This is a genomic window from Flavobacterium sp. W22_SRS_FK3 (assembly GCF_052113665.1).
Taxonomy (GTDB): domain Bacteria; phylum Bacteroidota; class Bacteroidia; order Flavobacteriales; family Flavobacteriaceae; genus Flavobacterium.
In genome coordinates this window covers 1-24,040 of record NZ_JBGQOF010000014.1, presented here as the reverse complement: position 1 = coordinate 24,040, position 24,040 = coordinate 1, and the positions used below count along the sequence as shown (strand labels likewise).

Below are 24,040 nucleotides of genomic sequence, written 5' to 3'. Positions count from 1 at the left end.
TACTTATTTTTCACTGAAAATTTTACAAATTAGATCAGATCAATTAGATGAAATTCATAGCAGAAAAATTTTAAACAACCATTATGCATCACTATTTCTACGCCATTCATTTATTTGTAAACCGACGAAAATCTCTTTCGGTTGTGCTGGCTGTTTTGATGCTTTTTATCTTTGGCTTTTTTGCTTCTAAAATCAAATTTGAAGAAGATATTACCAAATTAATTCCAACAAACGATAAGGCAGATGTTACCGCAAAAGTTTTAAAACAATTAAATTTTGCCGATAAAATAACCGTTATTTTCAAACTCGAAAAAGATGGTTCTAATGAAGATTTAAAAGAAATGGCAACTGCTTTTTCTGACAGCGTTTCAAAAACCTGCAAACCTTACATTACAGGAATCCAGGGGAAAGTTGACGAAGAAAACATTCAGGAAACCATTGATTTTGTTTACGGAAATTTGCCTCTTTTTCTGGAAAATAAAGATTACGATGTTATTCAAAATAAACTGCAAAAAGATAGTATTGCAGCAACTGTTCAGGGAAATTATAAATCTATTATTTCACCATCCGGATTTGTAACCAAAGATTTTATTCTGCAGGATCCTTTAGGAATTTCGTTTATTGCTTTAAAAAAACTGCAGCAGTTAAATATTGGTGACGATTTTACGCTCGACAACGGTTTTGTCATGACGAAAGACAAAACCAAATTATTGCTTTTTATTACCTCAAATCTTTCGTCGAGCGAAACTGCAAAAAACACCATTTTTGCCGCTAAATTAAAATCGATTCAGGAAAATTTAAATCAGAAATTTAAAGGTAAAACTTCGATCCGTTATTTTGGTTCAGCTTTAATTGCCGTTGCCAATGCCAATCAGATTAAAAGTGATATTGTTTTAACGACAACCATCGCCATGATTACGTTAATGCTGATTTTGATTTTGTTTTATCGTAAAATCCTTATTCCGATTATCATTTTTATTCCAACTGTCTTTGGCGCTTTGTTTGCAATTGCATTTTTATATTTTGTAAAAGAACAAATCTCCGCAATTTCTCTCGGAATTGGTTCTATTTTACTCGGCATTACGATTGATTATTCCCTGCATATTCTCACGCATTACAAACACAACAGCGATGTAAAAACTTTGTACAAAGACATTACGATGCCAGTCATTATGAGCAGTTCGACTACGGCGGTTGCTTTTTTGTGTCTGCTTTTTGTAAAATCGGATGCGCTGAATGACTTAGGAATTTTCGCTGCGGTTATCGTAATGGCCTCAGCATTTTTCTCACTTTTAATTGTGCCGCATTTATACAAACCGAAAGAAAATAATTTTGAACACAAGAAAAATGTTATTGATAAACTGGCGCATTTTTCATTTCATAATAATAAAATATTAATTGGTCTTTGTGTTCTAATTACGATTATTTGCTGCTTCACTTTTAATGATGTCGGTTTCAATAATGATTTGTCTCAACTGAATTTTATTCCAAAAGAAATTAAAGCGGCAGAAAAAGAACTGGAAGAAAGCACCAGTTTAACTTCAAAAACCATTTACCTGGCTTCTTACGGAAGAAATATGGAAGAAGTGCTGCAAAACAACAGTCAGCTTTTTGCGGATTTGTCGGCAGCAAAACAAAACAACAAAATTCTAAATTTCAGCTCGGTTGGTGGAATTATGCTTTCGCAGGTGGCACAACAACAGAAAACAGACCAATGGAATTCATTCTGGAATACCGATAAAAAACAGCTTTTAAAATCTCAATTAATTGCTGAAGGTTCCAAACTCGGTTTTAAGCCAACCACTTATTCTAATTTTTACGATCATTTAGATTTTAATTTTAAAACCATTTCTGCTTCAGCTTATTTAAAAATTCAGGCGTTACAGCTAAAAGAATTTGTAACCGAAAAAAATGGTTTTTATACGATTTCGACTTTGGTAAAAGTGACTCCTGAACAACGAGATGCTTTTGTAAAATCGGCTTCTGCCAAAAAGAATCTGATTGCCATTGACCGCCAGCAAATGAATGAAACGTTTTTTAGCACTTTAAAAACCGACTTTAATTCACTTGTCAATTATTCATTCATTGCGGTACTTCTAATTCTGTTTTTCTTTTTCCGAAGAATCGAATTGGTTATCGTAAGCTGTATTCCGATTGCCTTAACCGGAATTGTAACGGCTGGAATCATGGGCATTTTTGGTATTCAGATGAATATTTTCAGTATGATTGTCTGCACCTTGATTTTTGGTCATGGCGTTGATTTTAGTATTTTCATGACGAGCGCCCTTCAAAAAGAATTCACTACCGGAAAAAACGAAATTGCTATTTACAGAACATCTATAATTCTGGCCGTTATCACAACCATTTTAGGAATTGGCGCGATGATTTTTGCTGAGCATCCTGCCTTAAGATCGATTTCCTCTGTTTCCTTAATTGGGGTTTTTGCAGCATTGATTATTACGTTTATTTTCTACCCTATTTTGTTTAAATTATTTTTGTCAAACAGACCAAAAAACGGGAATGCACCTTTTGAACTGCGCAGTTTTATAAATGGCATTATTTCCTTTTTTTATTACGGGTTTGGTGGTATTTTAATGTCGCTGTACTCTGTGATCATTATGCCGATTCTTCCGATAAGTGAAAAAAGAAAAATGAGCGGATTTCGATTTATGATTTCAAAATTTATGAAATCAGTCTTGTATTCAAATCCATTTGTCGACAAAAAAATCATCAATAATTTTAATGAAAATTTAGAAAAACCAGCCATAATTATTGCCAATCACTCTTCATTTTTAGACATTCTCACCATTGGAATGCTAAGTCCAAAAATTATTTTTTTAGTAAATGATTGGGTATACAACTCCCCTATTTTTGGCGCTACGGTTAAAAAAGCAGGTTTTTATCCCGTTTCAGAAGGACTTGAAAATGGAGTTGAACATTTACGCCAAAAGGTAAACGAGGGATATTCTATCATGATTTTTCCTGAGGGAACCCGTTCTGAAAGTAATCAGATTAAACGTTTTCACAAAGGTGCTTTTTATCTCGCCGAACAATTCAATTTAGATATTCTTCCGGTTTTAATTCATGGTGTTTCAGAAGTGTTGCCAAAAGGCGATTTTATAATTCACGATGGTGCTATTACAGTTTCTATTTTAGAAAGAATAACGCCTGAAAATCTCTCTTTCGGGAAAAATTATACAGAGAGAACAAAACAAATAAGTATCTTTTTTAAAGCTGAATTCCGCAAAATTCGTCAGGAATTAGAAGGTTTGGATTATTTCAAAAAAATGCTCGTTCATAGTTACGATTACAAGGAAATTGAAATCGTAAAAAGTGTAAAAGAAAACCTTAAAACTCATCTGGAAGCCTATTATCAGCTCAATCAGCATATTTCGGCGAAAGCCAGAATATTACACTTAGCAAATGATTACGGGCAATTGGATGTTTTATTGACTTTGCAGGAACCGCAGCGAAAAATAGATTCATTTTCCCCTGACCAGGAAAAAAGAGACGTTGCCAAAACAAATTATATCGCTAAAAAAAGAAAAATAACATATCTTGAAAATCTGGAAGCAATTCAGGAAATTCAATACGATGTTGTTTTAATTTCGGATGAAAGCTATAATGATAATCCTGAAAAAATTGTTTCAAAATTTTCTTCTATAATTTTAATATATTGCCTACACTATAAAACAAAGTTAATTGCTTCCGGGTTTAAAATTCTTTTAGAAGAAAATAGTATTACGATTTTAAAGAAAAGCTAAATGAAAGCACAATATGATGTAGTGATTATTGGCAGCGGTTTAGGCGGTTTGGTCTCGGCCATTATTCTGGCTAAAGAAGGCTACAGCGTTTGTGTGCTCGAAAAAAACAATCAATACGGCGGAAACCTTCAGACTTTTGTTCGGGATAAAACCATTTTTGATACCGGAATTCATTACATCGGAGGTTTAGGTGAAGGTCAGAATCTCCATCAGTATTTTAAATATTTGGGCATTATCGATGATTTAAACCTAAAAAAATTAGATGATAATGCTTTCGATTTTATTTCTTTTGAAGATGATAACACTGAATATCCGCATGCGCAGGGATATGAAAATTTTGTTCATCAATTAGGCAACTACTTCCCAGAGGAAAAAGAAAATATTTCCAACTACTGCAAAAAATTAAAAACCATCTGTGACTCTTTTCCGCTCTATAATTTAGAATGGGAAGGGAAATATGACAACGATATTTTGACGCTTAACGCAAAAGAAACTATTGATTCCTTTACTCAAAATGAAAAACTAAAAGCTGTATTGGCGGGTTCAAATTTTCTGTACGCCGGAATTCCTGACAAATCTCCGTTTTATGTGCATGCGCTTATTGTGAACTCTTACATTCAAAGCTCCTGGCGCTGTATAAATGGCGGAAGTCAGATTACAAAACAACTTTTAAAACAACTCAAAAAACACGGTGGAGAGTTTTATAAACATAAAGAAGTTATGCGTTTTGATGTTGAAAATCATAAAGTAAATTCGGTACTAATGAAAGACGGAACTGCGGTTTTGGGAACTTATTTTATTTCGAATATCGAACCCAAAACCACTCTGAAAATGGCGGGCGAAGAAAACTTCAGAAAGCCATTTTACAACAGAATCCAAAGTCTCGAAGGCGTACTTTCTGCGTTTAGTTTATATATTGTTTTTAAACCGGAAACGTTCAAATATATCAATCACAATTATTATCATTTCAAGAATAGTAATGAAGTTTGGACTGCTCATGAATACGACGAAAATTCGTGGCCAAAAATGTATATGGCCTCCATGAATGCTTCCAAAGAAAATGAAATCTGGGCAGACGGAATGACTTTTATTACTTACATGAAATTCGATGATGTTTTGCCCTGGACAAATACCTTCAATACTACTTTTGAAAAAAATGATCGTGGCGAAAATTATGAAGAATTCAAAGCCAGAAAAGCTTCTAAACTTTTAGATGAAATCGAAATAAAATTTCCCGGAATAAAAAATTGTATTCAGTCGATCCATACCTCAAGTCCGCTTTCATACCGTGATTATATTGGAGGGGATAACGGAAATATGTACGGTTATGTAAAAGATTCCAACAACCCGATGAAAACTTTGATTCCGTCAAAAACTAAATTAAATAATTTATATCTGACTGGTCAGAGCATCAACATGCATGGTGTTTTGGGTGTTACAATTGGCGCAGTTGTTACCTGTTCTGAAATTGTTGGAAAAGAATATTTGATTACCAAAATTAAAAACGCAACAGAATAAAAACATGAAAAACCGAATCACATACTATTTTATTATCGGTTTTACTGGACTACTTGTTTCTTGCGGTACCTCAAAATCAAAAAATAACCTGCCGGATATTTCCAGTTATAATGCTGCAAAACCAATTGTCATAAAACGATCAGACAGCGTTTTCATTTCCGGAAAAAATTCGCTTTTAAAGAATAAACAAGGGCTTTGGGAATTGTATGTCGAAGGCGATCCTTTAGAAATTGGCCTCACGACAGGTGCTTTGTCAGACTCTCTTTTGAAAAAACAGGAACAGATTTTTTTCTCCAAAATAACCGATTTAGTCCCCTCAAAATTTCAACAGAATTTACTTCGCCATTTTTTAAAATGGTTCAATAGAAAATTATATACGAATGTGCCTGCCGAATATCAAACAGAGATTTATGGCATTTCACAATACACTTCACATGATTTTGACAACATTGCACCTCAATATCAACGTGGTTTGTATCTTCATGCCGCGCATGATATTGGGCACGCTTTACAGGATTTGGCTTTAGTAGGCTGTTCGTCTTTTGCGGCGTGGAATGAAAAATCTGAAGATGGAAATCTAATTCTTGGTCGAAATCTTGACTTTTATGTCAATGACGCTTTCGCAGAAAATAAAATCGCAGCCTTTATAAATCCGAAAGAAGGTCACAAATTTATGATGGTTACCTGGCCGGGCATGATTGGAACTGTTTCCGGAATGAATATGGAAGGTTTAACGGTAACGATTAATGCCGGAAAATCTGAAATGCCGATGAGTGCCAAAACCCCTATTTCGATTTTGACGCGTGAAATTTTACAATATGCTCAAAATATTGACGAAGCGATTTTAATTGCCAAAAAACGAAAAGTTTTTGTTTCTGAATCGATTATGGTAGGAAGCGCACATGATAATAAAGCCGTTTTAATTGAAGTTTCACCAAAAAAAATGGATGTCTACGATGTTCCAAACAGCGATCAATTACTTTGTTCGAATCATTTTCAGAGTGCTGCATTTAAAAATGAAGAAAAAAATCAATCGCAAATTGCCAACAGTCATTCAAAATATCGGTTTGACAGAATGCAGGAACTTTTCATCGAAAACCCGAAAATAAATCCAAAAATTGCTTCTGAAATTCTTCGAAATAAAGAAGGCTTAAAAGATATTCCGTTAGGTTATGGAAATGAAAAAGCCCTCAACCAATTGCTTGCGCATCACGGAATTATTTTTAAACCGAAAGAAAAACTAGTTTGGGTTTCGGCAAATCCGTATCAGTTAGGCGAATTTGTTTGTTATAATTTGGGTTCTATTTTTAGAGAAAAAAAATCAAATGTTGCTATTTCATTCGAAGAAGAAAATTTAAATATTGCAAAAGATCCATTTTTAGAAACTTCAGCTTTTCAAAACTATAAAAAATTCAAAATTCAAAACCATCAGTTTGATTTATATCTGAAAAATAAAGAAAATATTCCTGCTGAATTTATCCAGCACTATCAATACTTAAACCCAGATTATTGGGTTGTGTATTACAAAGCTGGGTTGTACTTTTATCAAAAAAAAGAGTTTCTGCAGGCTAGGGCTAATTTTGAAAAATCTCTAACCAAAGAAATTACTACCGCTCCTGAAAAAGCAGCAATTGAAAAATATTTAAAAAAAATCAAAAGAAAACTACAATGATTCCAGCAATAGAAAAAGATTCTTTAGAAGCGATTAAAGTTTTTCAGGAAAGAAAATTAGTGGAATTTTTGACTTATATCAGCCAGAATTCTCCTTTTTATAAACGTCTTTTTGCAGGAAGAAATATTGATATTTCTAAAATTAAGACCCTTGAAGATCTACAATATTTGCCCGTAACCACAAAAGAAGATTTACAAGAATACAACGATGATTTTTTGTGTGTGCCTCAGCATAAAATTATTGACTATGCCTCTACTTCTGGGACTTTAGGCGATCCGGTGACTTTTGGTTTAACCGATGCTGATTTAGACAGACTGGCTTATAATGAAGCTATTTCTTTTGCCTGTACCGGAATTGAAGAAGGTGATGTAGTTCAATTAATGACCACAATCGATAGGAAATTTATGGCTGGTTTAGCCTATTTTCTTGGGTTGCGAAAATTAAAAGTTGGCGTTATCAGAGTTGGCGCAGGAATTCCCGAATTGCAATGGGATTCAATTATAAAGTACAACCCTTCCTATTTAATTACGGTTCCATCATTTCTTTTGAAATTGATTGAATATGCAGAAATTCACGGAATCGATTATAATAATTCAAGTATAAAAGGTGCTATTTGCATTGGAGAATCATTGCGAAATGAGGATTTTTCGATGAATACTTTAACCAAAAAAATTATAGAAAAATGGAATATTAAGTTGTTTTCGACTTATGCTTCTACTGAAATGAGCACTGCTTTTACAGAATGTGAGCACGGCATTGGCGGTCATCATCATCCGGAATTAATAATTGTTGAAGTTTTGGATGAAAATAATATGCCTGTAAAAAATGGCGAAATTGGAGAGCTAACTTTTACCACTTTAGGAATCGAAGCGATGCCATTACTCCGTTTTAAAACCGGCGATATTGTACAATTGCACAACGAACCTTGCAATTGCGGAAGAAATACCTTGCGTGTTGGTCCGGTAATTGGCCGTAAAAAACAAATGATCAAATACAAAGGCACGACACTTTATCCGCCAGCGATGAACGATGTTTTGAGCGGTTTTGACAATATTGAAAATCATATAATTGAAATTTCTACCAACAATTTAGGTACGGATGAAATCCTGATAAAAATTGCAGTAAAAAATCAAACACCTGAATTTCTACAGGAAATGAAAGACCATTTCAGAGCCAAATTGAGAGTAACTCCAAAAATTGAATTTGCTTCAAAAGAAACTTTGAATCCTTTGGTCTTTAATCCAATGAGCCGAAAACCAATTCGGTTTTTTGATTATCGAAATAACATATAATAAAAAAAAATTACCATATAAGTTATAGCGGTTCCTATAAAACTTTGCGCAGAGCTACAATGAACTTATATAATGGTTTAAATTCAGCGTCTTCAACGTCAAAATGAATGTTTTGCTGCGAATTAAACTAAAAGTTGTAATTTTGCACAAAATAGTGAAGATGGTCAAGATTGGCAACATAGAATTACCCGAATTTCCTTTATTACTGGCACCGATGGAAGACGTAAGCGATCCGCCGTTTCGCAGATTATGCAAAACGCATGGCGCTGACATGATGTATTCTGAATTTATTTCGTCAGAAGGATTGATTCGTGATGCTATCAAAAGCCGAATGAAATTGGATATTTTTGATTACGAGCGTCCTGTCGGAATTCAGATTTTTGGTGGAGATGAAGAAGCGATGGCACTTTCGTCTAAAATTGTTTCTACCGTAAAACCGGATTTAGTCGATATCAATTTTGGATGTCCGGTAAAAAAAGTCGTTTGCAAAGGTGCGGGAGCCGGAGTTTTGAAAGATGTCGATTTAATGGTGCGTTTAACCAAAGCGGTAATCAGAAGTACCGATTTGCCTGTAACCGTAAAAACACGTTTAGGCTGGGACGATAATTCAATAAACATTGACGAAGTTGCCGAAAGATTGCAGGATATTGGTGTACAGGCTTTAACCATTCATGCCAGAACCCGTGCTCAAATGTACAAAGGCCACGCCGACTGGTCGCATATTGCACGTGTAAAAAACAACCCAAGAATTACAATGCCTATTTTTGGAAACGGAGATATCGACAGTCCTGAAAAAGCATTAAAATATAAAAATGAATACGGAATTGATGGCATCATGATTGGTCGTGCTGCAATTGGTTATCCGTGGATTTTTAATGAAATCAAACATTTCTTTAAAACTGGAGAACACCTCCCTGCACCAACTGTTGCAGATCGTGTTGAAGCGGCCAGAAATCATTTGCAATGGTCAATGGACTGGAAAGGGGAACGTTTGGGAATTGTAGAAATGCGCCGTCATTATACCAATTATTTCAAGGGAATCCACTCTTTTAAAGAATACAAACAAAAATTGGTTACTACTGATGCACCTGAAGATTTATTCGCAGTTATGAAAGAAATCGAACAGGTTTATGCTGGATATGAGTTTGTATAATATATAAAAAAGACCTTCAAAAATGAAGGTCTTTTTTATATATTATACCTGAATGCGTTTCCACTTTCCTCTTTTGTAAAGCACAATCCCTGCTAAAGTTATGGTGGTTTCAGCAACCGGAATTGCAATAAAAACGCCAGTTGGCCCCATATTAAAGTGTTTTGCCAATACATAAGCTAGTGGAATCTGGAACAGCCAAAATCCGAAAAAATTAATTCCGGTTGGTGTCCAGGTATCTCCTGCTCCATTGAATGTATTGATCAAAACCATTCCGATTCCGTAGAAAACAAATCCGATGCTCATAATTTGTAAGGCTTCAACTGCAACCGTCCTGACCAATTCATCATTAGTGAAAAATGAAACAATGTATTTGCCAAAACATAAGGTAATAACCGTAATTGCAGCCATAAAAATCACATTGTATCTTGCTGTTGTAAAAACTGATTTTTCGGCACGTTCTATTTGTTTGGCACCTAAATTTTGACCGACTAAAGTTGCGGCTGCATTACTCAATCCCCAAGCGGGAAGAATAAAAAACATCATAATTCTCAACGCTGTCTGATAACCTGCAGAACCATGATCACCTCCTGTTGTTGCTACTAATTTTGCCAGAAAAATCCAGCTACAGGAAGCGATTACAAATTGTAAAATTCCCGGAGCAGCAATTTTTACCAAAGCTTTTATCTGATGAAAATCAGGAATAAAATAAGAGATTATAATTCTTAAAGCCCCTTTCCCAAAAAATAAATGATATACTTGGTATAGTACACCGATACTTCTTCCAAAAGTGGTTGCCAAAGCTGCTCCGATTAATCCAAAAGCAGGAATTGGTCCTAAACCATTAATCAAAATGGGGCATAAAATAATATTGCAGATATTAGCCAGCCATAAACTTTTCATGGCAATGGCAGCATTTCCGGCACCGCGAAATATTCCGTTGATTAAGAATAAAAGCATAATACATAAACTGCTTCCAATCATAATTTGCGTAAATCGAAAACCGTGTTCTGCTGCTTCAAGCGATGAACCCATCAAAATCAGAATATCTTTGGCATAAATTACGCCTAAAATACTCATTATGCTATTCACTATAAAAGCAATAATGATAGCTTGCATTCCTGCTTTCGCAGCAGCAATTGGATCTTTTTCTCCAATGCGTCGTGCTACAACTGCTGTTGCCGCCATGCTCATTCCGATTGCCAAAGAATAAATAATGGTAAGGACTGATTCGGTTAAGCCAACGGTCTGAATCGCAAAACTAGAGTGTTCTAAATGCCCAACGAAATATAAATCGACTAAAGCAAAAACCGATTCCATCATCATTTCTAAAACCATCGGAATGGCTAATAGAATGACGGCTTTTTTTATGCTTCCGGAAGTATAATCAAATGATTCGTCACCTTTGATTGCTGTTTTTAATGTAGTGAAAACTTTAGAAAATAATTTTTTCTGTATTGTTGTTTCTGTCATGGTATTAGGATAAATGATAAAATTGGTTCAGATGCATTCATCTGATCTGAAAAGTAAAAAATGTAAGTATCCTAGTTATTCGAAAAATAAAATTAGGATTAGGCAGAAACAATCATATGCTGTGAATTTTTAAGACGATAAATATAAGTAATATTTTGATGAAGGAAATACTAATCTAAAAGCTTTTTACTCACTCGGCTGCTGGCAATTAAAGAAGCTACAAAACCAAGCGTAACAATGGTTGCCATTACAATTAATACGTTTTCAAAAGAAAAAACAACAGGATAGGCCAAAGTTGGCGTAATCATAATCAGTTCATATTGCTGTTGAAGGAATACTAAAATTACACCCAAAACAAGACCGATTATACCTCCAAAAACGCTTAATAAAGTTCCCTGAAGCAAAAATATTTTTCGCAGATATTTGATTTCAGTTCCTAAATTAAATAGGGTTTTTAAATTTCCTTTTTTTTCTAAAATCATCATAATTAAGGCTCCGACCAAATTAAAAAGTGCCACAATTATGACCAGCGTAAAAATTAGGTAAACCACTATATTTTCGGTATTGAGCATTTTATATAAGGACTCATTAAGCTCAGCCCTATTTTTTAGCGTGATTTTATTATTAAAAATCTTTTTCAATTCAGATTTAATGCTCTCTTCGCTGGCATTGGGCTTCAATTTGAATTCAATTCCGGAAATCTGATTGGCTTTATACATCAATAATTCCTGTGTCAAACCTAAATCTGCAAATACGTATTTAGAATCCAGCTCTTCACTTACCGAATAAATACCTACTGGCAATACATCTGTTTTATTAAAAGCTTCATTCGGATTTTCAATAGCTCCTTTTCCCGGTTTCGGTGCAAATACCTGTAATGGGTTTTCGAAATCCAGTATTCCCATAGAAAAATCCTGAGCAATTCCATACCCGATAACCACCTGATATGTATCCGGTTTTAGCCATTGACCGTTAAAAAGTTTTTTTTTGATATCGTTTACCACTGGATACAAACTATCAACACCTTTTAAATAGGTAACCTGCTGTTTGTCTTTAAACAAAAACAAAACACGTTCTTCGATAATCTTTGTATGCGAAGCGACACCTTCTATTTTCTTAATTTGATTTTCCTGATCTGGTGTAATCAAAAATGATTTTCCGTAGGTGCTGGTAATTTTTAAATCAGGGTCTATTTCATTTGTAAACGAAAGGCTAAAAACCTTCAAACCGCTAAAAACGGATAAAACCACAAACAAAGCCATAGTACCAACAATGATTCCCATGCTGGCAATGCGGTTGATAATAGTTATAGCATTGTTTTTACTTCTGCTAAAAATATAACGTTTGGCTATGTAAAGGGGGAAATTCAATTTATGATTTTCTTCTTTTTTCTAAAAGATCACGGTTTTCAATTGGGTTTTCTCTATTTGACAAAGCGTTGTCGATTTTTTCGATATAATCTAAAGAATCATCGATAAAAAATACCAAATTTGGTACACGACGCAATTGCAAACGTACACGTTGCGACAAATCGTGCTTAATTAAAGTTGCATTAGATTTTATTCCCTCTAAAGTTTCTTTTGCTTTCTCTTGAGGAAAAATACTTAAATAAACTGTCGCCACAGATAAGTCTGTAGTTACACTTACTTTGGATACCGAAATTACTAAATTATTAATTCCGTTTTTTCTCACTTCACCTTGCAAAATATCTACCAAATCTTTTTGGATGACACCGCCTATTTTTTTCTGTCTATTAGTTTCCATACTGCAAAAATACTATTTTTAAATTCAATCAATGCAATTTCATATTCAACAATCATATGATTTTTACACGATTAATACTGCTTTCATCAAATTTATATTATTTGATTATAAATTAAAATCTTTTTTAATTCTCTTTAAAAACGATTCAAATCATCTGTAATACTTTTTTAAGAATATCAAATCTGAAAAAAACACAGTCATAAAAAAGAAAATTTTCAAAATTAAAACCTCAAAAAACGAATCTAACATAAATTATAAAATTCACAATTTAAATAAAATTAATTATCTTAAAAAGTTGTATTTTGGATTAAAAAAATAAATATTTTTCATAAAAATACTTAAAATGGTATTTATTTAATAATTCAGACATGGCGAAATTAGCACCTAGTTTAAATCATAATGGTTGGGATGAAATGTTTTCTAACACTGGCGTTCGGGATTCTTATCGTCAGGTTTTTCAAACTTTACAAAGTTTAAATCATAAAACTTTGACCAATAAACAAAAACAAGCCTCTGATTTATTTATGAATCAGGGAATTACTTTTACAGTATATAGTGATGATGAAAATGGTATAGAGCGAATATTTCCGTTTGATATTATTCCGAGGATCATCACACAGGAAGACTGGCTCGAAGTAGAATCAGGAATCAAACAGCGTTTAATGGCGCTAAATCTATTTTTGGAGGATATTTATAATGAACAGAACATTATAAAAGATGGTATTATGCCGGCAGGATTAATTGCTTCATGTCCGCATTATATTCAGGAAGTTCAGGGTATTAAAGTACCTCACAACATTCATGTTCACATTGCGGGAATCGATTTGATAAGAGGAGCAAAAGGCGAATTCTATGTATTAGAAGATAATCTGCGATGCCCGAGCGGTGTAAGTTATATGCTCGAAAATCGTGAAATTACCAAAAGAATTTTTCCGGATATGCTTTCTTCTAATCATGTAAGTATGGTGAGTAATTACCCCATGATTTTCCATAGTATTCTGATATCACTTTCGCCTCGAAATATTTCCAATCCAAATGTTGTTTTACTTACACCCGGAGTTTATAATTCGGCTTATTATGAGCACTCTTACCTCGCTCGCCAAATGGGAATTCCCTTGGTTGAAGGTCGTGACTTAGTGGTAAACAATAGCAAAGTGTATATGAAAACGACATCAGGGTTACAGCAAGTTGATGTGATTTATCGCCGTCTTGATGATGAATATCTCGATCCTCTGGTTTTTAAGCCAGACAGTGCCCTTGGTGTTCCGGGTCTAATTAGTGCTTACAGACAAGGCAATGTAGCCTTGGTAAATGCAGTAGGAAACGGAGTCGCAGATGACAAAGCCGTGTATGCTTATGTTCCTGATATGATTAAATACTACCTGAACCAAGAACCTATCTTAAAAAATGTTCCCACTTATAGAATGGAAAATCTAGACGAACGTGAGCATGTTTTTGCTAATATGGAAAGTATGGTCATTAAAGAAACCAACCAAAGTGGAGGATACGGGATGATTATGGGAAACAAAGCAACCCAGGAAGAAATGGATGAGGCTAAAAGTGCCATTACCAACAATCCCCGAAATTTTATTGCACAGCCTATTATTCAGCTCAGCACGGTTCCGTGTTTAATTGACGGACAACTTAAATTACGTCATGTCGATTTAAGACCCTACGCTTTATGCGGACCAAAAGGCGTCCAGATTGTTCCTGGTGGTTTAACCCGTGTTGCACTCACAGAAGGTTCCTTGGTTGTGAACTCATCTCAGGGTGGCGGAAGCAAAGACACCTGGATTATTAAATAAATTATAAACATTCAAAAATAATAGATATGCTTAGTAGAGTTGCTGACGGAATGTTTTGGCTTAACCGATATATGGAAAGAACAGATGGAATGTTACTTACCTTAAATACTTCCTATATTTTGTCTTTCGATAAAGAAATTAATGATTCTCAGGGTTATAAACCACTTTTAGAATATTACACGAATTTGTCTCAGGCCAAAATTCATTCCATACAATATGACACACCTCATGTATTGAAATATATAATCTGCGATAATCAGAATGATAATTCGGTAAAAAATTTAGTGGTAAAAGCACGTGAAAATGCCAGAGGTTCTCAGGATAAAATTACCAAAGAATTGTGGGAACATATTAACTCGATGTATCATTTTATGAACTCCCCTGATTTGCCAAAAAAACTGGAAACATCTGATGCCTTAAATGTAATTACAAAACTCAATAAGGATTTACTGCTCTATAATGGAATCCTTCAGGTTACGATGCCTCGCGGATTGGGCTGGTGTTTTTCGAGCATTGGCAAACATATCGAAAGATGCCTGCAAACCATATCAATGACCCAGGCTTACTTTGCTCCTATTAATTATAACCTTGAGGGCGAAGAAGATCTGATGTATTGGAGACGATTATTGTTGTCCCTTTCCGGATACGAACTATATCTAAAAAGTTATAGCAACATTTCTCACAACCGAAAAGTGGTCCATCAGGTAATTTTTAATATGGATTTTGCACATTCTGTTATCTATACCCTTGATTTTATTAACACTTACTTAGATTGTTTGTTTAAAGACAGTAATTTAAGTGAAGCAAGAACATTAATGAACCAGTTTGGCCGTTTAAAAAGTTACATTGCTTTTACAGATTATCAGCACTTAACAAATCAGGAATTAGAGGATGTTTTGCGAAATACCAAAAACCAGTTAATTCAGTTTTCAACCGATTTTTCAAAATTATTCTTTTCTTATACTTAACTATATGGCGCTTTTCAAAATAGTTCACCTCACAAAATACCAATATACATATCCCATAAAAGAAAGCATTAACGAAATACGCCTATTTCCACATCATTTTGAAAATCAGGAAGTATTACAATATCAGCTTTTAATTACTCATGCTCCTAATATTGATATTTCTCAGGATTATTATGGAAACCGTGTGGGTAATTTCAATGTTTTAGACACCCATACCGAAATGACTATTGAATCCAGAATGTTAGTTCGGGTCAATCATTCACTTAAAATTCCCGAAATTGATTCCACTTCCGTGAAAGATATCCAGGCCGAAAAAGAAAAAAGCATTTTATTATTACGTCTTTGTTATATTGATAAAATCGAAAAACAAGCAGAAATTGAAAGCATATTAAAAAAAATAGATGTAAACAATAAACCTATAATTGAAATTGCACAGCAATGCAATTCGTATGTTTTTGAGCACTTTACTTATACCAAGGGAATTACCAATATTGAGACTACGGTCGATGAAATTTTGATGCTCAAAAAAGGAGTCTGTCAGGATTTTGCGCATATTCTGTTGCATCTTTTACGAACAGCCGGTATTCCTTCCCGATATGTGAGCGGTTATATTTGTCCTAATGAAAGCGGGCTTCGAGGCGAAGGTGCTACACATGCCTGGGTAGAAATTTATACGTCAACTCAGGGCTGGCTGGGTTTAGACCCAACCAATAATATCTGGACAATGGATAATCATGTACGCCTTTCAGTAGGAAGAAATTTTACTGATTGTACTCCCATAAAAGGAACTTTTAAAGGATTAGCCAGACAGACGCTTTCTGTATGTGTTTCTATTGGTTATGAAGACGGACGCCAATTTGAAGAAATCAATGATGTAAAATTACAAGAAGTTTCTATCCGGGTACAAGAACAGTTGGATTATATGGATCAATTACAGCAACAGCAGTAATAAATTATAAACAAAAAAGAGGCTTATCGCCTCTTCCCTTATTTGTTTTGTAACCATCCCTCCGGATTATTATAGGATACATTTTGAAGAATAAGGAACTTTATAATCGTTTTTCCTGTATCTCCGCTGGTTCTCACTTTTCCAATACTTTGCTTGATACTTACTTTATCTCCCTGACTTACAGATACTGAACTAAGATTTTGATAAACGGTAAAGTAATCTCCGTGCTGAATCATAACGGCCTTATTTACCGGCGATGTAATGAATACTTCCGAAACAATTCCATCAAATACAGCACGGGCTGTTGCCCCTGATTCAGTTGTAATTTCTACTCCTGAATTATGAACCGTTAACGAACTGTAAATAGGATGTGGCTGATCTCCATACCCTAACGAAATGAACCCTTTTTCTACAGGCCATGGTAATTTTCCTCTGTTTGCTTTAAAATCAGCTGCTAAAATTTTACCTTCTGGTGTCAAAGCAATTCTTGATGACGAAACCGGTGCTTTTGATGGTGCTGAACCAGGATTTTCTTTAGCTCTTTCTAAAGCCGCCTTTCTATTTGCCTCAGCAATAGCCTCACGAATCAAACGATCAATTTGTCTGTCTATTCGTTTTGATTCTGCTTGTTTGCTTCTTGTATCGGCTATAATTTTATTTTTGTCTTTTTTAATCTCGTTAACTAATTTTTGCTGTTCTTTTCTTTCAACTTCTAGACTTTGTTTTTCTTTTTGATTTTCAGCAATAATCTTTTTCTTTTCTTTTCGCTGTCCATCTAATTTTGCATTATAGTCAAGCAACTCTGCTGTTTTAGACTGAATTTCTAACCCTTGATTCTTTCTGAAATTGGTATATTGTTTTAAATATTGAGCTCTTTTATAAGCCTGCAAAAAACTCTCTGAAGACAAAATAAACATCGCACGACTTTGTTCAGAACGGCTTTTGTATGACTTCAAAATCATTTTTGCATAATCTTCTTTCAGGACAGCCAATTCTCTTTTAAGCTTATTTACTTTTAATTGATTAGTATACATCCCATCGCTTAAAAGCCTTTCTTGCTTAGCCGTAGTATTAATCAGTTTTTCTTTTAGTTTTATTTTATTTTGCTGAATCAAAAAAATATTAACTGCTGATTTTTCTTTTTTCTTTACAGATTGCAGCATCTTTTCGTTATCTCTGATTTCCTGCTGAATTTGGGCTTTTCGCTGTTCCAGCTTTTCTTGTTGCGAGTCCTGTGCCCACATAAAAGTTGTGGCGCATATAAAAATTAGGCTTAGGAGAAATTTTGACATTTTTCTGATATCTTTTTGCAAATTTACTTAATTATAATTTTTTTATAGCCACTTGGGACACTATATGGAAAAGAAAGTTCTTCATTAAACGAAATAGTATTGTAATTTAAATTAATATCTGTTCTGCCTTTCGGCTGAATGGCATTAATTTCAATACTTGTTGGAAGGATACCCTGATTAAAAATCTTACTGTCAGCATATTTAATTTCTAACATTCTGTTTTCTGCAGATTGTAAAATTTGTTCTTTTTGCAGCAAATATTTTTCAGGTTCCAAATAGTAAGCTTTTTTAATATTCATTTCTTTCTCATCTTCTAAACGAATAAGGTTTTCTACAATTGTTTGTGTATATTTCCCTTTTCTTAAATCATCTAAAGCTTCACCTACTAATAAATTTTGCACTTTACTGTAATCCAGTTCAGTCCCAAGCCATTTACTTAAACTTGTAAAATCACCTTCATAATAACTACTGTTTATTTTTTCGTAGTAACTAACTGCAGTTGGCGTAATTAATGCCTTTGCCATTGTGATTCCCAAAAAACGAATACTTACTAAAATTTGCTTGTCTTTTTCAATTTTAATTTCAGCCGTTACATTCTGGCTTTGTTTTTCATCAACATACTTCGCACTCGCTTTTATATATAATGTAGAAAAATCTAATTTGTTTTCATAGTGTTTTTCTACTGTTTTCTTGTCAATTTTGGCAGGTGTTTCTGTGCTACTATTTTGTACTGCAATTCCTTTTGATTTACAGGAAATCATAAAAATGGTTACAATTAATATTGCTATATATTTTTTCATCTAAATCTTTACTTTTTTTGTTTTAATAACTCATTTGCCTTCAAAAAGTATTCCTCTTTTTTCTTCGCATCACCCAATCCATTATGCGCCTCTCCGAGCTGAATATTAAAATCTGCTTCCAGCTTTTTATCATCTACTACATAATCGATACCCATTTCTAAAACGGTTTTTGCATTCTTAAATTGCTTCATTTTATTACTTCCTAATCCTGCATAATAATAAAATTGCGGCTGACTTGGATAAATCTCAATCATCGTCATTGCTCTTTTGGTCATTGGCTCAAATTTATTCTCCTGAGTATACGCTTCCAGCAAAAGCAAATTAGTTTCACGATCTGTATCTGAACGGGATTCTAAATCTTTTTCATAATATTTAATGGCATTTTCAAATTGACCTTTATTATGATAAAATTTTCCAATTTCTTTTGCAACATCTACATTTGGATCGTTATCAAAATAACCAATCGCTTTTTCTAAATCAGGAGCATATTGCGGATTTTTATTCACATAAATCAAAAATTCATTTAAGGTTCTGTGTTTAATTTTTGAATCAATTTTTGAATTTGATAAAATAGTATTCATTGATTTTATCGCTTTATCTGCCTGATTTTGGTCTAAATAACCTTTAAATAAACTTACCTGCGCCCATTCTGACGTTGGAATCTCTTTTGCTAATTGTTTTGCAACTTCCAAAGCTTTCTCTGTTTCTTCTGATTTTGAATATAAAATAATCAGATTTATATAATTAGATTCTTCTTTTAGATTTTGTTTAATCTGATTGATCAAATTATCGATTGCAGCATTTTGATATTTATCCTGAGATAAAATCTGCAATTTGTATCTTTCACGATCTTCTGATTTTCCGAATTTATCATTCATTTCATTAATCGTTAAAAGTGCTTTCTCATATTGATTGGTAATCATGTACAACGAAATTAAATCATCCTTATACTCTTCGTCAAACGGAATAATTTTCTGAATCGTTTCAATTGCCAAAGAATAATTTTTGGTTTCATAACTCACATCATAAATTCCTAACCAATACCATTTATTTTTTGAATCTAATTGTGTTGCCTTTTGAAATGCATTCTGAGCACTTTGATAATCCTTGAGCTTTAAATAGTTTTTGCCCAATTCAAAATAAGCGACAGCATCATTTGGTTGTAACTTGATACATTTTTCCAGCGAAACAATTGCTTTATCATAATTTTCAATTCCTTTCTGTTTTAATGATTCATAAAAAGAGTCCTGATATTCATCGGTAGCCATAGCAATGTCTTCCGGTTCTGTCTGAGCCATAACCTTCGCTGTATTGCCAAGCAAAACGAAAAATAAAATTACAAAAACTGCTTTTCTCATCATTTACATAATTTCATTTCAAATTATTATTTTATTCTAAAACAGAATAATCACCAATACTGATATTGGTAAAATTTCCGTTATAACTAACATGATTTCCGATCATTGCATTATCTAAATTGGCATTTTTTATATGCGAATTTGTCTGAACCAAACTGTTTTTTATCGTACTGTTTTCTACACGTGTTCCTTTTCCTAAGGAAACATTTGGACCTACAGTTGTGTTTTTCAAAACTACATTTTCTCCGATATAACAAGGTGGAATAATCGTTGAATTCTCTAAAGTTACATTATAATCCACTAAATGTTCTCCATCATTATGCAAAAATCCTAACATTCTGGTATTGGTTTCAACCGTGACATCCTTATTTCCACAATCCATCCATTCATCTACACTCCCGGTTTTAAAAACTTTTCCATTAGCCATCATAGCCTTAATCCCGTCATTGATTTGATACTCTCCACCATTCTGAATATTATTATCCAAAACATTCTGAAGCTCTTTTTTCAAATCACCCACTTCTTTAAAGTAATAGATTCCAATAACCGCTAAATCACTTACAAATTCTTTTGGTTTTTCTACCAGTTCAATAATCTCATTATTAGTGTTTAACTTGACAACGCCAAATGCTTCCGGTTGATCTACTTGTTTTACCCAAATTACAGAATCTGCAGCCGGATCCAATTCAAAATCAGCTCTAATTAAAGTATCCGCATATGCAATAACTGCGGGACCTGATAAAGAATCCTTGGCACACATAATGGCATGCCCTGTTCCGAGAGGTAAGTCCTGGCGATAAATAGATGCTTTTGCTCCTAAACCATTTGCTAAATCCTTTAAACTCTCCACAACATCATTACCAAAAAAAGCTTCATCACCTAAAATAAAGGCCACTTCTTCAATTGGTTCTTTCAAAATTTTAGCAATATCTTCAACTAAACGATGTACTATGGTTTTTCCTGCAACAGGAATTAGTGGTTTTGGAACAGTTAATGTATGTGGTCTGAGCCTGGAACCCCGGCCTGCCATTGGAACGATTATTTTCATTTTTATATTTATTTTTTATGGGAGGATTTAAAAAAATCTCCTTGGTTTGGTTTATCATTTAATCGAAAAGCTACAAATGCTTTTGGAAAAGTTTGTAAAGTTTTATTTGACTTTTGTAATACAAAGCAAAACGGATTACTATTTAACGCCGGTACTTCCAAATCCACCTTCACCACGTGATGTTTCAGAAAGCATTTCTACTTCGATCCACTCAGCTCTTTCGTGTTTCGCAATAATTAATTGTGCAATTCGTTCTCCGTTTTCAATTACAAATTCTTCATTTGATAAATTTACTAAAATTACACCTATTTCTCCTCTATAATCTGCATCAACAGTTCCTGGAGAATTTAAAACGGTTACCCCTTTTTTTGCAGCTAATCCGCTTCTTGGTCTAACCTGTGCTTCGTAACCAATTGGTAATTCAATAAAAAGACCTGTCTTTACAATGGTTCTTTCTAATGGTTTTAACGTTACTGATTCGGTTAAATTGGCACGTAAATCCATTCCTGCCGAAGCAATTGTTTCGTAATTTGGTAAATCTTGCTGTGATCTATTGATAATTTGAATTTTCATTTTTGATTTAAAAAAGTTTAAAAAGTAATTTACTTTCTATTCATAATTCCTTTAATAGTGTCTTTTTCGTTATGATAAACAAAATATATAAAAGCTAATAATAACGGAATCCCAACAAAATAATTTTCTCTGAATCCATAAAAAGAGATAGTCGAAAACAAAATTGAAATTCCCAAATAAGCTCCAATTTTATTCATATCATAAGGTATTGGATAATATTTGTTTCCTAAAATATAAGAAATCAGCATCATACTACCGTAAGCAGATATAGTAGCAATTGCTGATCCGTAATAACTATATTTTGGAATTAACAGATAATTTAAAAGCAAAGTTACAATAGCACCAACAATGGAAATATAAGCTCCTATTTTTGTTTTGTCTGTCAATTTATACCAAACAGATAAATTGTTATAAATTCCTAAAAAGAAGTTTGCCAAAATAATTAAAGGAACTACTTTCATTGCTTCCCAATAGGATTTATTATCAAGCAAAAGATATTTTAAAATGTCTGCAAAAACAATTACTCCTAATAAAATAAGTGATCCTAAAATCACAAAATATTTAGTGATCACAGCATAAGTTTGAGGTGCATTTTCGCTTTTTGCATGACTAAAAAAGAAAGGTTCAATTCCGAGTCTGAAAGCCGTTGCAAACAAAACCATAAATAATCCCAACTTATAACAGGCAGAATAGGCTCCTACCTCAGACTTTGCTAAATTTTCCGGTAATAAATAACCCAATAAAATTTTATCAAAATGCTCGTTAACGGCAAATGCAATACCTGCAACCAAAATTGGCAAACCATATTTCATCATTTTTTTCCAAAGCACAGGATCAAATCTTCTTCCTAATAAAAAATAATTTGGCGAAAGCACAATAAATGTGGCAAGACTTGCCAGAAGGTTTGCGATAAAAATATAAGCGATCTGGAAATTTTCAATAAATAGATTGTCCCAGACAGAATTTGGATTTTCGGTTGCCAGTTTAGGCAAATAAACTAAGAAAAAGATATTTAGTAAAAGATTTATAATAACATTTCCTATTTTAATCGCTGCATAAACCATTGGTCTCTGATTCGCTCTAAGTTTAGAAAACGGTACTAAAACCAATGCGTCCAAAACTAATATCCAAACAGAATAGGTAACATACTGTGTATCTACTTCAGCCCAGCCCGCCAATGTATTTCTAAAAATTAAAGCGGCAAAGAGAAATCCAATTGAAGTCCAAAATATGGATATTGTTGCTGTCGCAATTACATTTTTTTTATCATCCTCAGCGCTGTAAAATCTAAAAAAAGCGGTTTCCATTCCGTAAGAAAGTAGTACGTTAAAGAAAACCATCCAGGATAAAACAATTGAAACTTCACCATATTCTGCTGTTGGTAAAATACCAGTATATAACCTGACCAATAAAAAACTTAGCATTCGGGGTAATACTGTTGCTAATCCGTAAATGGCTGTTTGTTTGAATAGATTTTTATATAATCCCAAAATAAAAATAATAAAGTTTGCAAAAACAAAAATAACCAATTCTTTGGTTTATTAATGATTTTGAAGGTTCAATAAAAAAACTTCGTTGTTTTTTATTTTGTTAATTTATTTTCGTCTAAAATTTTAACAAAATGAAAACCTTTTGGTTCATAACCCTGATTATAATAAAAACGGTGTGCAGCAAAATTGCCGGTAAAAGCATCTAATACAATACTACTGCAATCTAAAGCAATCGCTTTCTGCTCAATATAATGTGTTAGTAATCTTCCAATTCCTTTAGAACGATGCTCTGGTTTTACCACAAAATTATCAATCTCAAGATATTTACCAGTCCAAAGTTTTGTAGAAGACCAGCAGCCGGTTATTCCCAAACAGACATTATTTTCAAAAACTCCAATCTGTATATAATTATTTGAAACCATTTCTGAGAGAAATGATTTATATTTTTCAACAGACAAGTTTGGATAAAGAAATCGCATAGTATCAATTTGAACCAGCATTTCTTCAATATTAATAAGCTCCTTATGATTAATTCCATTATAATAGAAATAGAACTCAAAAATACTGATTTTTTTAATTCCTATTATATGATATAAATAGGTTAACATGTGAAATCTATAAGAAAGAATAAAAATTATATAAAATTTTATAAGTACTTGTGTGTTAAATTTGTATCACAGGGATTGAGGAAAGCTAAAATACAACCCTTATAAAAAAGCAAAGCATTGGGACTAATAAAGCTAGTTTGTTCCCATAAAAGACAAAGCACAGGGATTGATTCTGCTGAAATGTAACCCTTTAAAAAACAGAGCATTGGGACTAATAAAGCTAGTTTGTTCCCATAAAAGACAAAGCACAACAGATTATATCTGTTTAATAATTTTCTAAAATGGTATTGATTCTCAATTTTTTGGGGAAATTGAGGATCACCATTTTATAAATCATTTTAAATTAAAAAATTAAAAATATTCAAGAGCCAACAATTTGATTGTTGGCTTTTTCTTTTATACAATTTGATTGTCAAGACTTTATCCTTTCTCATAACAAGGATCAATACGAAAACCTGAGGAGTAGTAAAAATTAAGCATAAATATTAGTTAGTCTAAAAAGGAAATATTCTATAT

At 33.3% G+C, this 24,040-nt stretch carries 18 protein-coding genes; 8 read left to right on the top strand and 10 right to left on the bottom strand.

Annotated features, from left to right (window positions below; genetic code table 11):
* Positions 1–83: 83 nt before the first annotated feature.
* The 5 genes from ACEN2I_RS14240 (at position 84) to dusB (ending at position 9,399) form a co-directional block, all read left to right on the top strand.
* Positions 84–3,764 (top strand): 1-acyl-sn-glycerol-3-phosphate acyltransferase, encoded by a 3,681-nt coding sequence (locus tag ACEN2I_RS14240; RefSeq protein WP_441766763.1) that lies wholly within the window; start codon positions 84–86, stop codon positions 3,762–3,764.
* On the top strand, positions 3,765–5,282 hold the full coding sequence (locus ACEN2I_RS14235; protein ID WP_441766762.1) for a phytoene desaturase family protein: 1,518 nt from the start codon (positions 3,765–3,767) through the stop codon (positions 5,280–5,282).
* Between the two features lie 4 nt (positions 5,283–5,286).
* Positions 5,287–6,954 carry a C45 family autoproteolytic acyltransferase/hydolase gene (locus ACEN2I_RS14230; RefSeq protein ID WP_441766761.1) on the top strand — a complete coding sequence of 556 codons (1,668 nt, stop codon included), beginning with the start codon at positions 5,287–5,289 and terminating at the stop codon, positions 6,952–6,954.
* Entirely contained in the window at positions 6,951–8,246 is a 1,296-nt protein-coding gene (locus tag ACEN2I_RS14225) for a phenylacetate--CoA ligase family protein (protein ID WP_441766760.1), read from the top strand. The genes ACEN2I_RS14230 and ACEN2I_RS14225 overlap by 4 nt, the downstream gene beginning before the upstream one ends.
* A 160-nt stretch (positions 8,247–8,406) precedes the next feature.
* Positions 8,407–9,399, top strand: a complete 993-nt coding sequence (gene dusB, locus ACEN2I_RS14220) for a tRNA dihydrouridine synthase DusB (protein WP_441766759.1) — start codon at positions 8,407–8,409, stop codon at positions 9,397–9,399.
* Positions 9,400–9,441: 42 nt separating this feature from the next.
* Here dusB and ACEN2I_RS14215 read toward each other — a convergent pair whose 3' ends face one another.
* The 3 genes from ACEN2I_RS14215 to rbfA all read right to left on the bottom strand — a co-directional run bounded on the left by ACEN2I_RS14215 (position 9,442) and on the right by rbfA (position 12,633).
* On the bottom strand, positions 9,442–10,869 hold the full coding sequence (locus ACEN2I_RS14215) for an MATE family efflux transporter (RefSeq protein WP_441766758.1): 1,428 nt from the start codon (positions 10,867–10,869) through the stop codon (positions 9,442–9,444).
* Positions 10,870–11,039: 170 nt separating this feature from the next.
* Entirely contained in the window at positions 11,040–12,239 is a 1,200-nt protein-coding gene (locus ACEN2I_RS14210; protein WP_441766757.1) for an ABC transporter permease, read from the bottom strand.
* Position 12,240: 1 nt separating this feature from the next.
* Entirely contained in the window at positions 12,241–12,633 is a 393-nt protein-coding gene (rbfA, locus tag ACEN2I_RS14205; protein ID WP_441766756.1) for a 30S ribosome-binding factor RbfA, read from the bottom strand.
* A 368-nt stretch (positions 12,634–13,001) separates the two neighbouring features.
* Here rbfA and ACEN2I_RS14200 point away from each other — a divergent pair, with 368 nt between their 5' ends.
* From ACEN2I_RS14200 to ACEN2I_RS14190, 3 genes are read left to right on the top strand one after another with little or no spacing between them, the layout of a single operon-like run.
* Positions 13,002–14,438 (top strand): circularly permuted type 2 ATP-grasp protein, encoded by a 1,437-nt coding sequence (locus ACEN2I_RS14200; RefSeq protein WP_441766755.1) that lies wholly within the window; start codon positions 13,002–13,004, stop codon positions 14,436–14,438.
* A gap of 26 nt (positions 14,439–14,464) precedes the next feature.
* Positions 14,465–15,406: an alpha-E domain-containing protein gene (locus ACEN2I_RS14195; RefSeq protein ID WP_441766754.1), complete on the top strand. Its 942-nt coding sequence runs from the start codon at positions 14,465–14,467 to the stop codon at positions 15,404–15,406.
* 4 nt (positions 15,407–15,410) lie between these two features.
* On the top strand, positions 15,411–16,355 hold the full coding sequence (locus tag ACEN2I_RS14190) for a transglutaminase family protein (RefSeq protein WP_441766753.1): 945 nt from the start codon (positions 15,411–15,413) through the stop codon (positions 16,353–16,355).
* Positions 16,356–16,393: 38 nt separating this feature from the next.
* Here ACEN2I_RS14190 and ACEN2I_RS14185 read toward each other — a convergent pair whose 3' ends face one another.
* The 7 genes from ACEN2I_RS14185 to ACEN2I_RS14155 form a co-directional block, all read right to left on the bottom strand.
* Positions 16,394–17,647 carry a murein hydrolase activator EnvC family protein gene (locus ACEN2I_RS14185; RefSeq protein WP_441766752.1) on the bottom strand — a complete coding sequence of 418 codons (1,254 nt, stop codon included), beginning with the start codon at positions 17,645–17,647 and terminating at the stop codon, positions 16,394–16,396.
* Positions 17,648–17,670: 23 nt separating this feature from the next.
* Positions 17,671–18,447: a DUF4292 domain-containing protein gene (locus ACEN2I_RS14180; protein ID WP_441766751.1), complete on the bottom strand. Its 777-nt coding sequence runs from the start codon at positions 18,445–18,447 to the stop codon at positions 17,671–17,673.
* An 8-nt stretch (positions 18,448–18,455) separates the two neighbouring features.
* Entirely contained in the window at positions 18,456–19,805 is a 1,350-nt protein-coding gene (locus ACEN2I_RS14175) for a tetratricopeptide repeat protein (protein WP_441766856.1), read from the bottom strand.
* Positions 19,806–19,836: 31 nt separating this feature from the next.
* Entirely contained in the window at positions 19,837–20,853 is a 1,017-nt protein-coding gene (locus ACEN2I_RS14170; RefSeq protein ID WP_441766750.1) for a sugar phosphate nucleotidyltransferase, read from the bottom strand.
* 138 nt (positions 20,854–20,991) lie between these two features.
* Positions 20,992–21,426: a dUTP diphosphatase gene (gene dut / locus ACEN2I_RS14165; protein WP_441766749.1), complete on the bottom strand. Its 435-nt coding sequence runs from the start codon at positions 21,424–21,426 to the stop codon at positions 20,992–20,994.
* Between the two features lie 29 nt (positions 21,427–21,455).
* Positions 21,456–22,916: a lipopolysaccharide biosynthesis protein gene (locus ACEN2I_RS14160; RefSeq protein WP_441766748.1), complete on the bottom strand. Its 1,461-nt coding sequence runs from the start codon at positions 22,914–22,916 to the stop codon at positions 21,456–21,458.
* Between the two features lie 92 nt (positions 22,917–23,008).
* On the bottom strand, positions 23,009–23,416 hold the full coding sequence (locus ACEN2I_RS14155) for a GNAT family N-acetyltransferase (protein WP_441766855.1): 408 nt from the start codon (positions 23,414–23,416) through the stop codon (positions 23,009–23,011).
* Positions 23,417–24,040 lie beyond the last annotated feature (624 nt).

Coding starts and splice junctions, on each gene's coding strand:
- ACEN2I_RS14230 (WP_441766761.1), top strand. CDS start 5,287: ATGAAAAACCGAATCACATACTATTTTATTATCGGTTTTACTGGACTA.
- ACEN2I_RS14240 (WP_441766763.1), top strand. CDS start 84: ATGCATCACTATTTCTACGCCATTCATTTATTTGTAAACCGACGAAAA.
- dusB (WP_441766759.1), top strand. CDS start 8,407: ATGGTCAAGATTGGCAACATAGAATTACCCGAATTTCCTTTATTACTG.
- rbfA (WP_441766756.1), bottom strand. CDS start 12,633: ATGGAAACTAATAGACAGAAAAAAATAGGCGGTGTCATCCAAAAAGAT.
- dut (WP_441766749.1), bottom strand. CDS start 21,426: ATGAAAATTCAAATTATCAATAGATCACAGCAAGATTTACCAAATTAC.
- ACEN2I_RS14215 (WP_441766758.1), bottom strand. CDS start 10,869: ATGACAGAAACAACAATACAGAAAAAATTATTTTCTAAAGTTTTCACT.
- ACEN2I_RS14155 (WP_441766855.1), bottom strand. CDS start 23,416: ATGCTGGTTCAAATTGATACTATGCGATTTCTTTATCCAAACTTGTCT.
- ACEN2I_RS14180 (WP_441766751.1), bottom strand. CDS start 18,447: ATGAAAAAATATATAGCAATATTAATTGTAACCATTTTTATGATTTCC.
- ACEN2I_RS14185 (WP_441766752.1), bottom strand. CDS start 17,647: ATGTCAAAATTTCTCCTAAGCCTAATTTTTATATGCGCCACAACTTTT.
- ACEN2I_RS14195 (WP_441766754.1), top strand. CDS start 14,465: ATGCTTAGTAGAGTTGCTGACGGAATGTTTTGGCTTAACCGATATATG.
- ACEN2I_RS14200 (WP_441766755.1), top strand. CDS start 13,002: ATGGCGAAATTAGCACCTAGTTTAAATCATAATGGTTGGGATGAAATG.
- ACEN2I_RS14225 (WP_441766760.1), top strand. CDS start 6,951: ATGATTCCAGCAATAGAAAAAGATTCTTTAGAAGCGATTAAAGTTTTT.
- ACEN2I_RS14190 (WP_441766753.1), top strand. CDS start 15,411: ATGGCGCTTTTCAAAATAGTTCACCTCACAAAATACCAATATACATAT.
- ACEN2I_RS14235 (WP_441766762.1), top strand. CDS start 3,765: ATGAAAGCACAATATGATGTAGTGATTATTGGCAGCGGTTTAGGCGGT.
- ACEN2I_RS14170 (WP_441766750.1), bottom strand. CDS start 20,853: ATGAAAATAATCGTTCCAATGGCAGGCCGGGGTTCCAGGCTCAGACCA.
- ACEN2I_RS14175 (WP_441766856.1), bottom strand. CDS start 19,805: ATGAGAAAAGCAGTTTTTGTAATTTTATTTTTCGTTTTGCTTGGCAAT.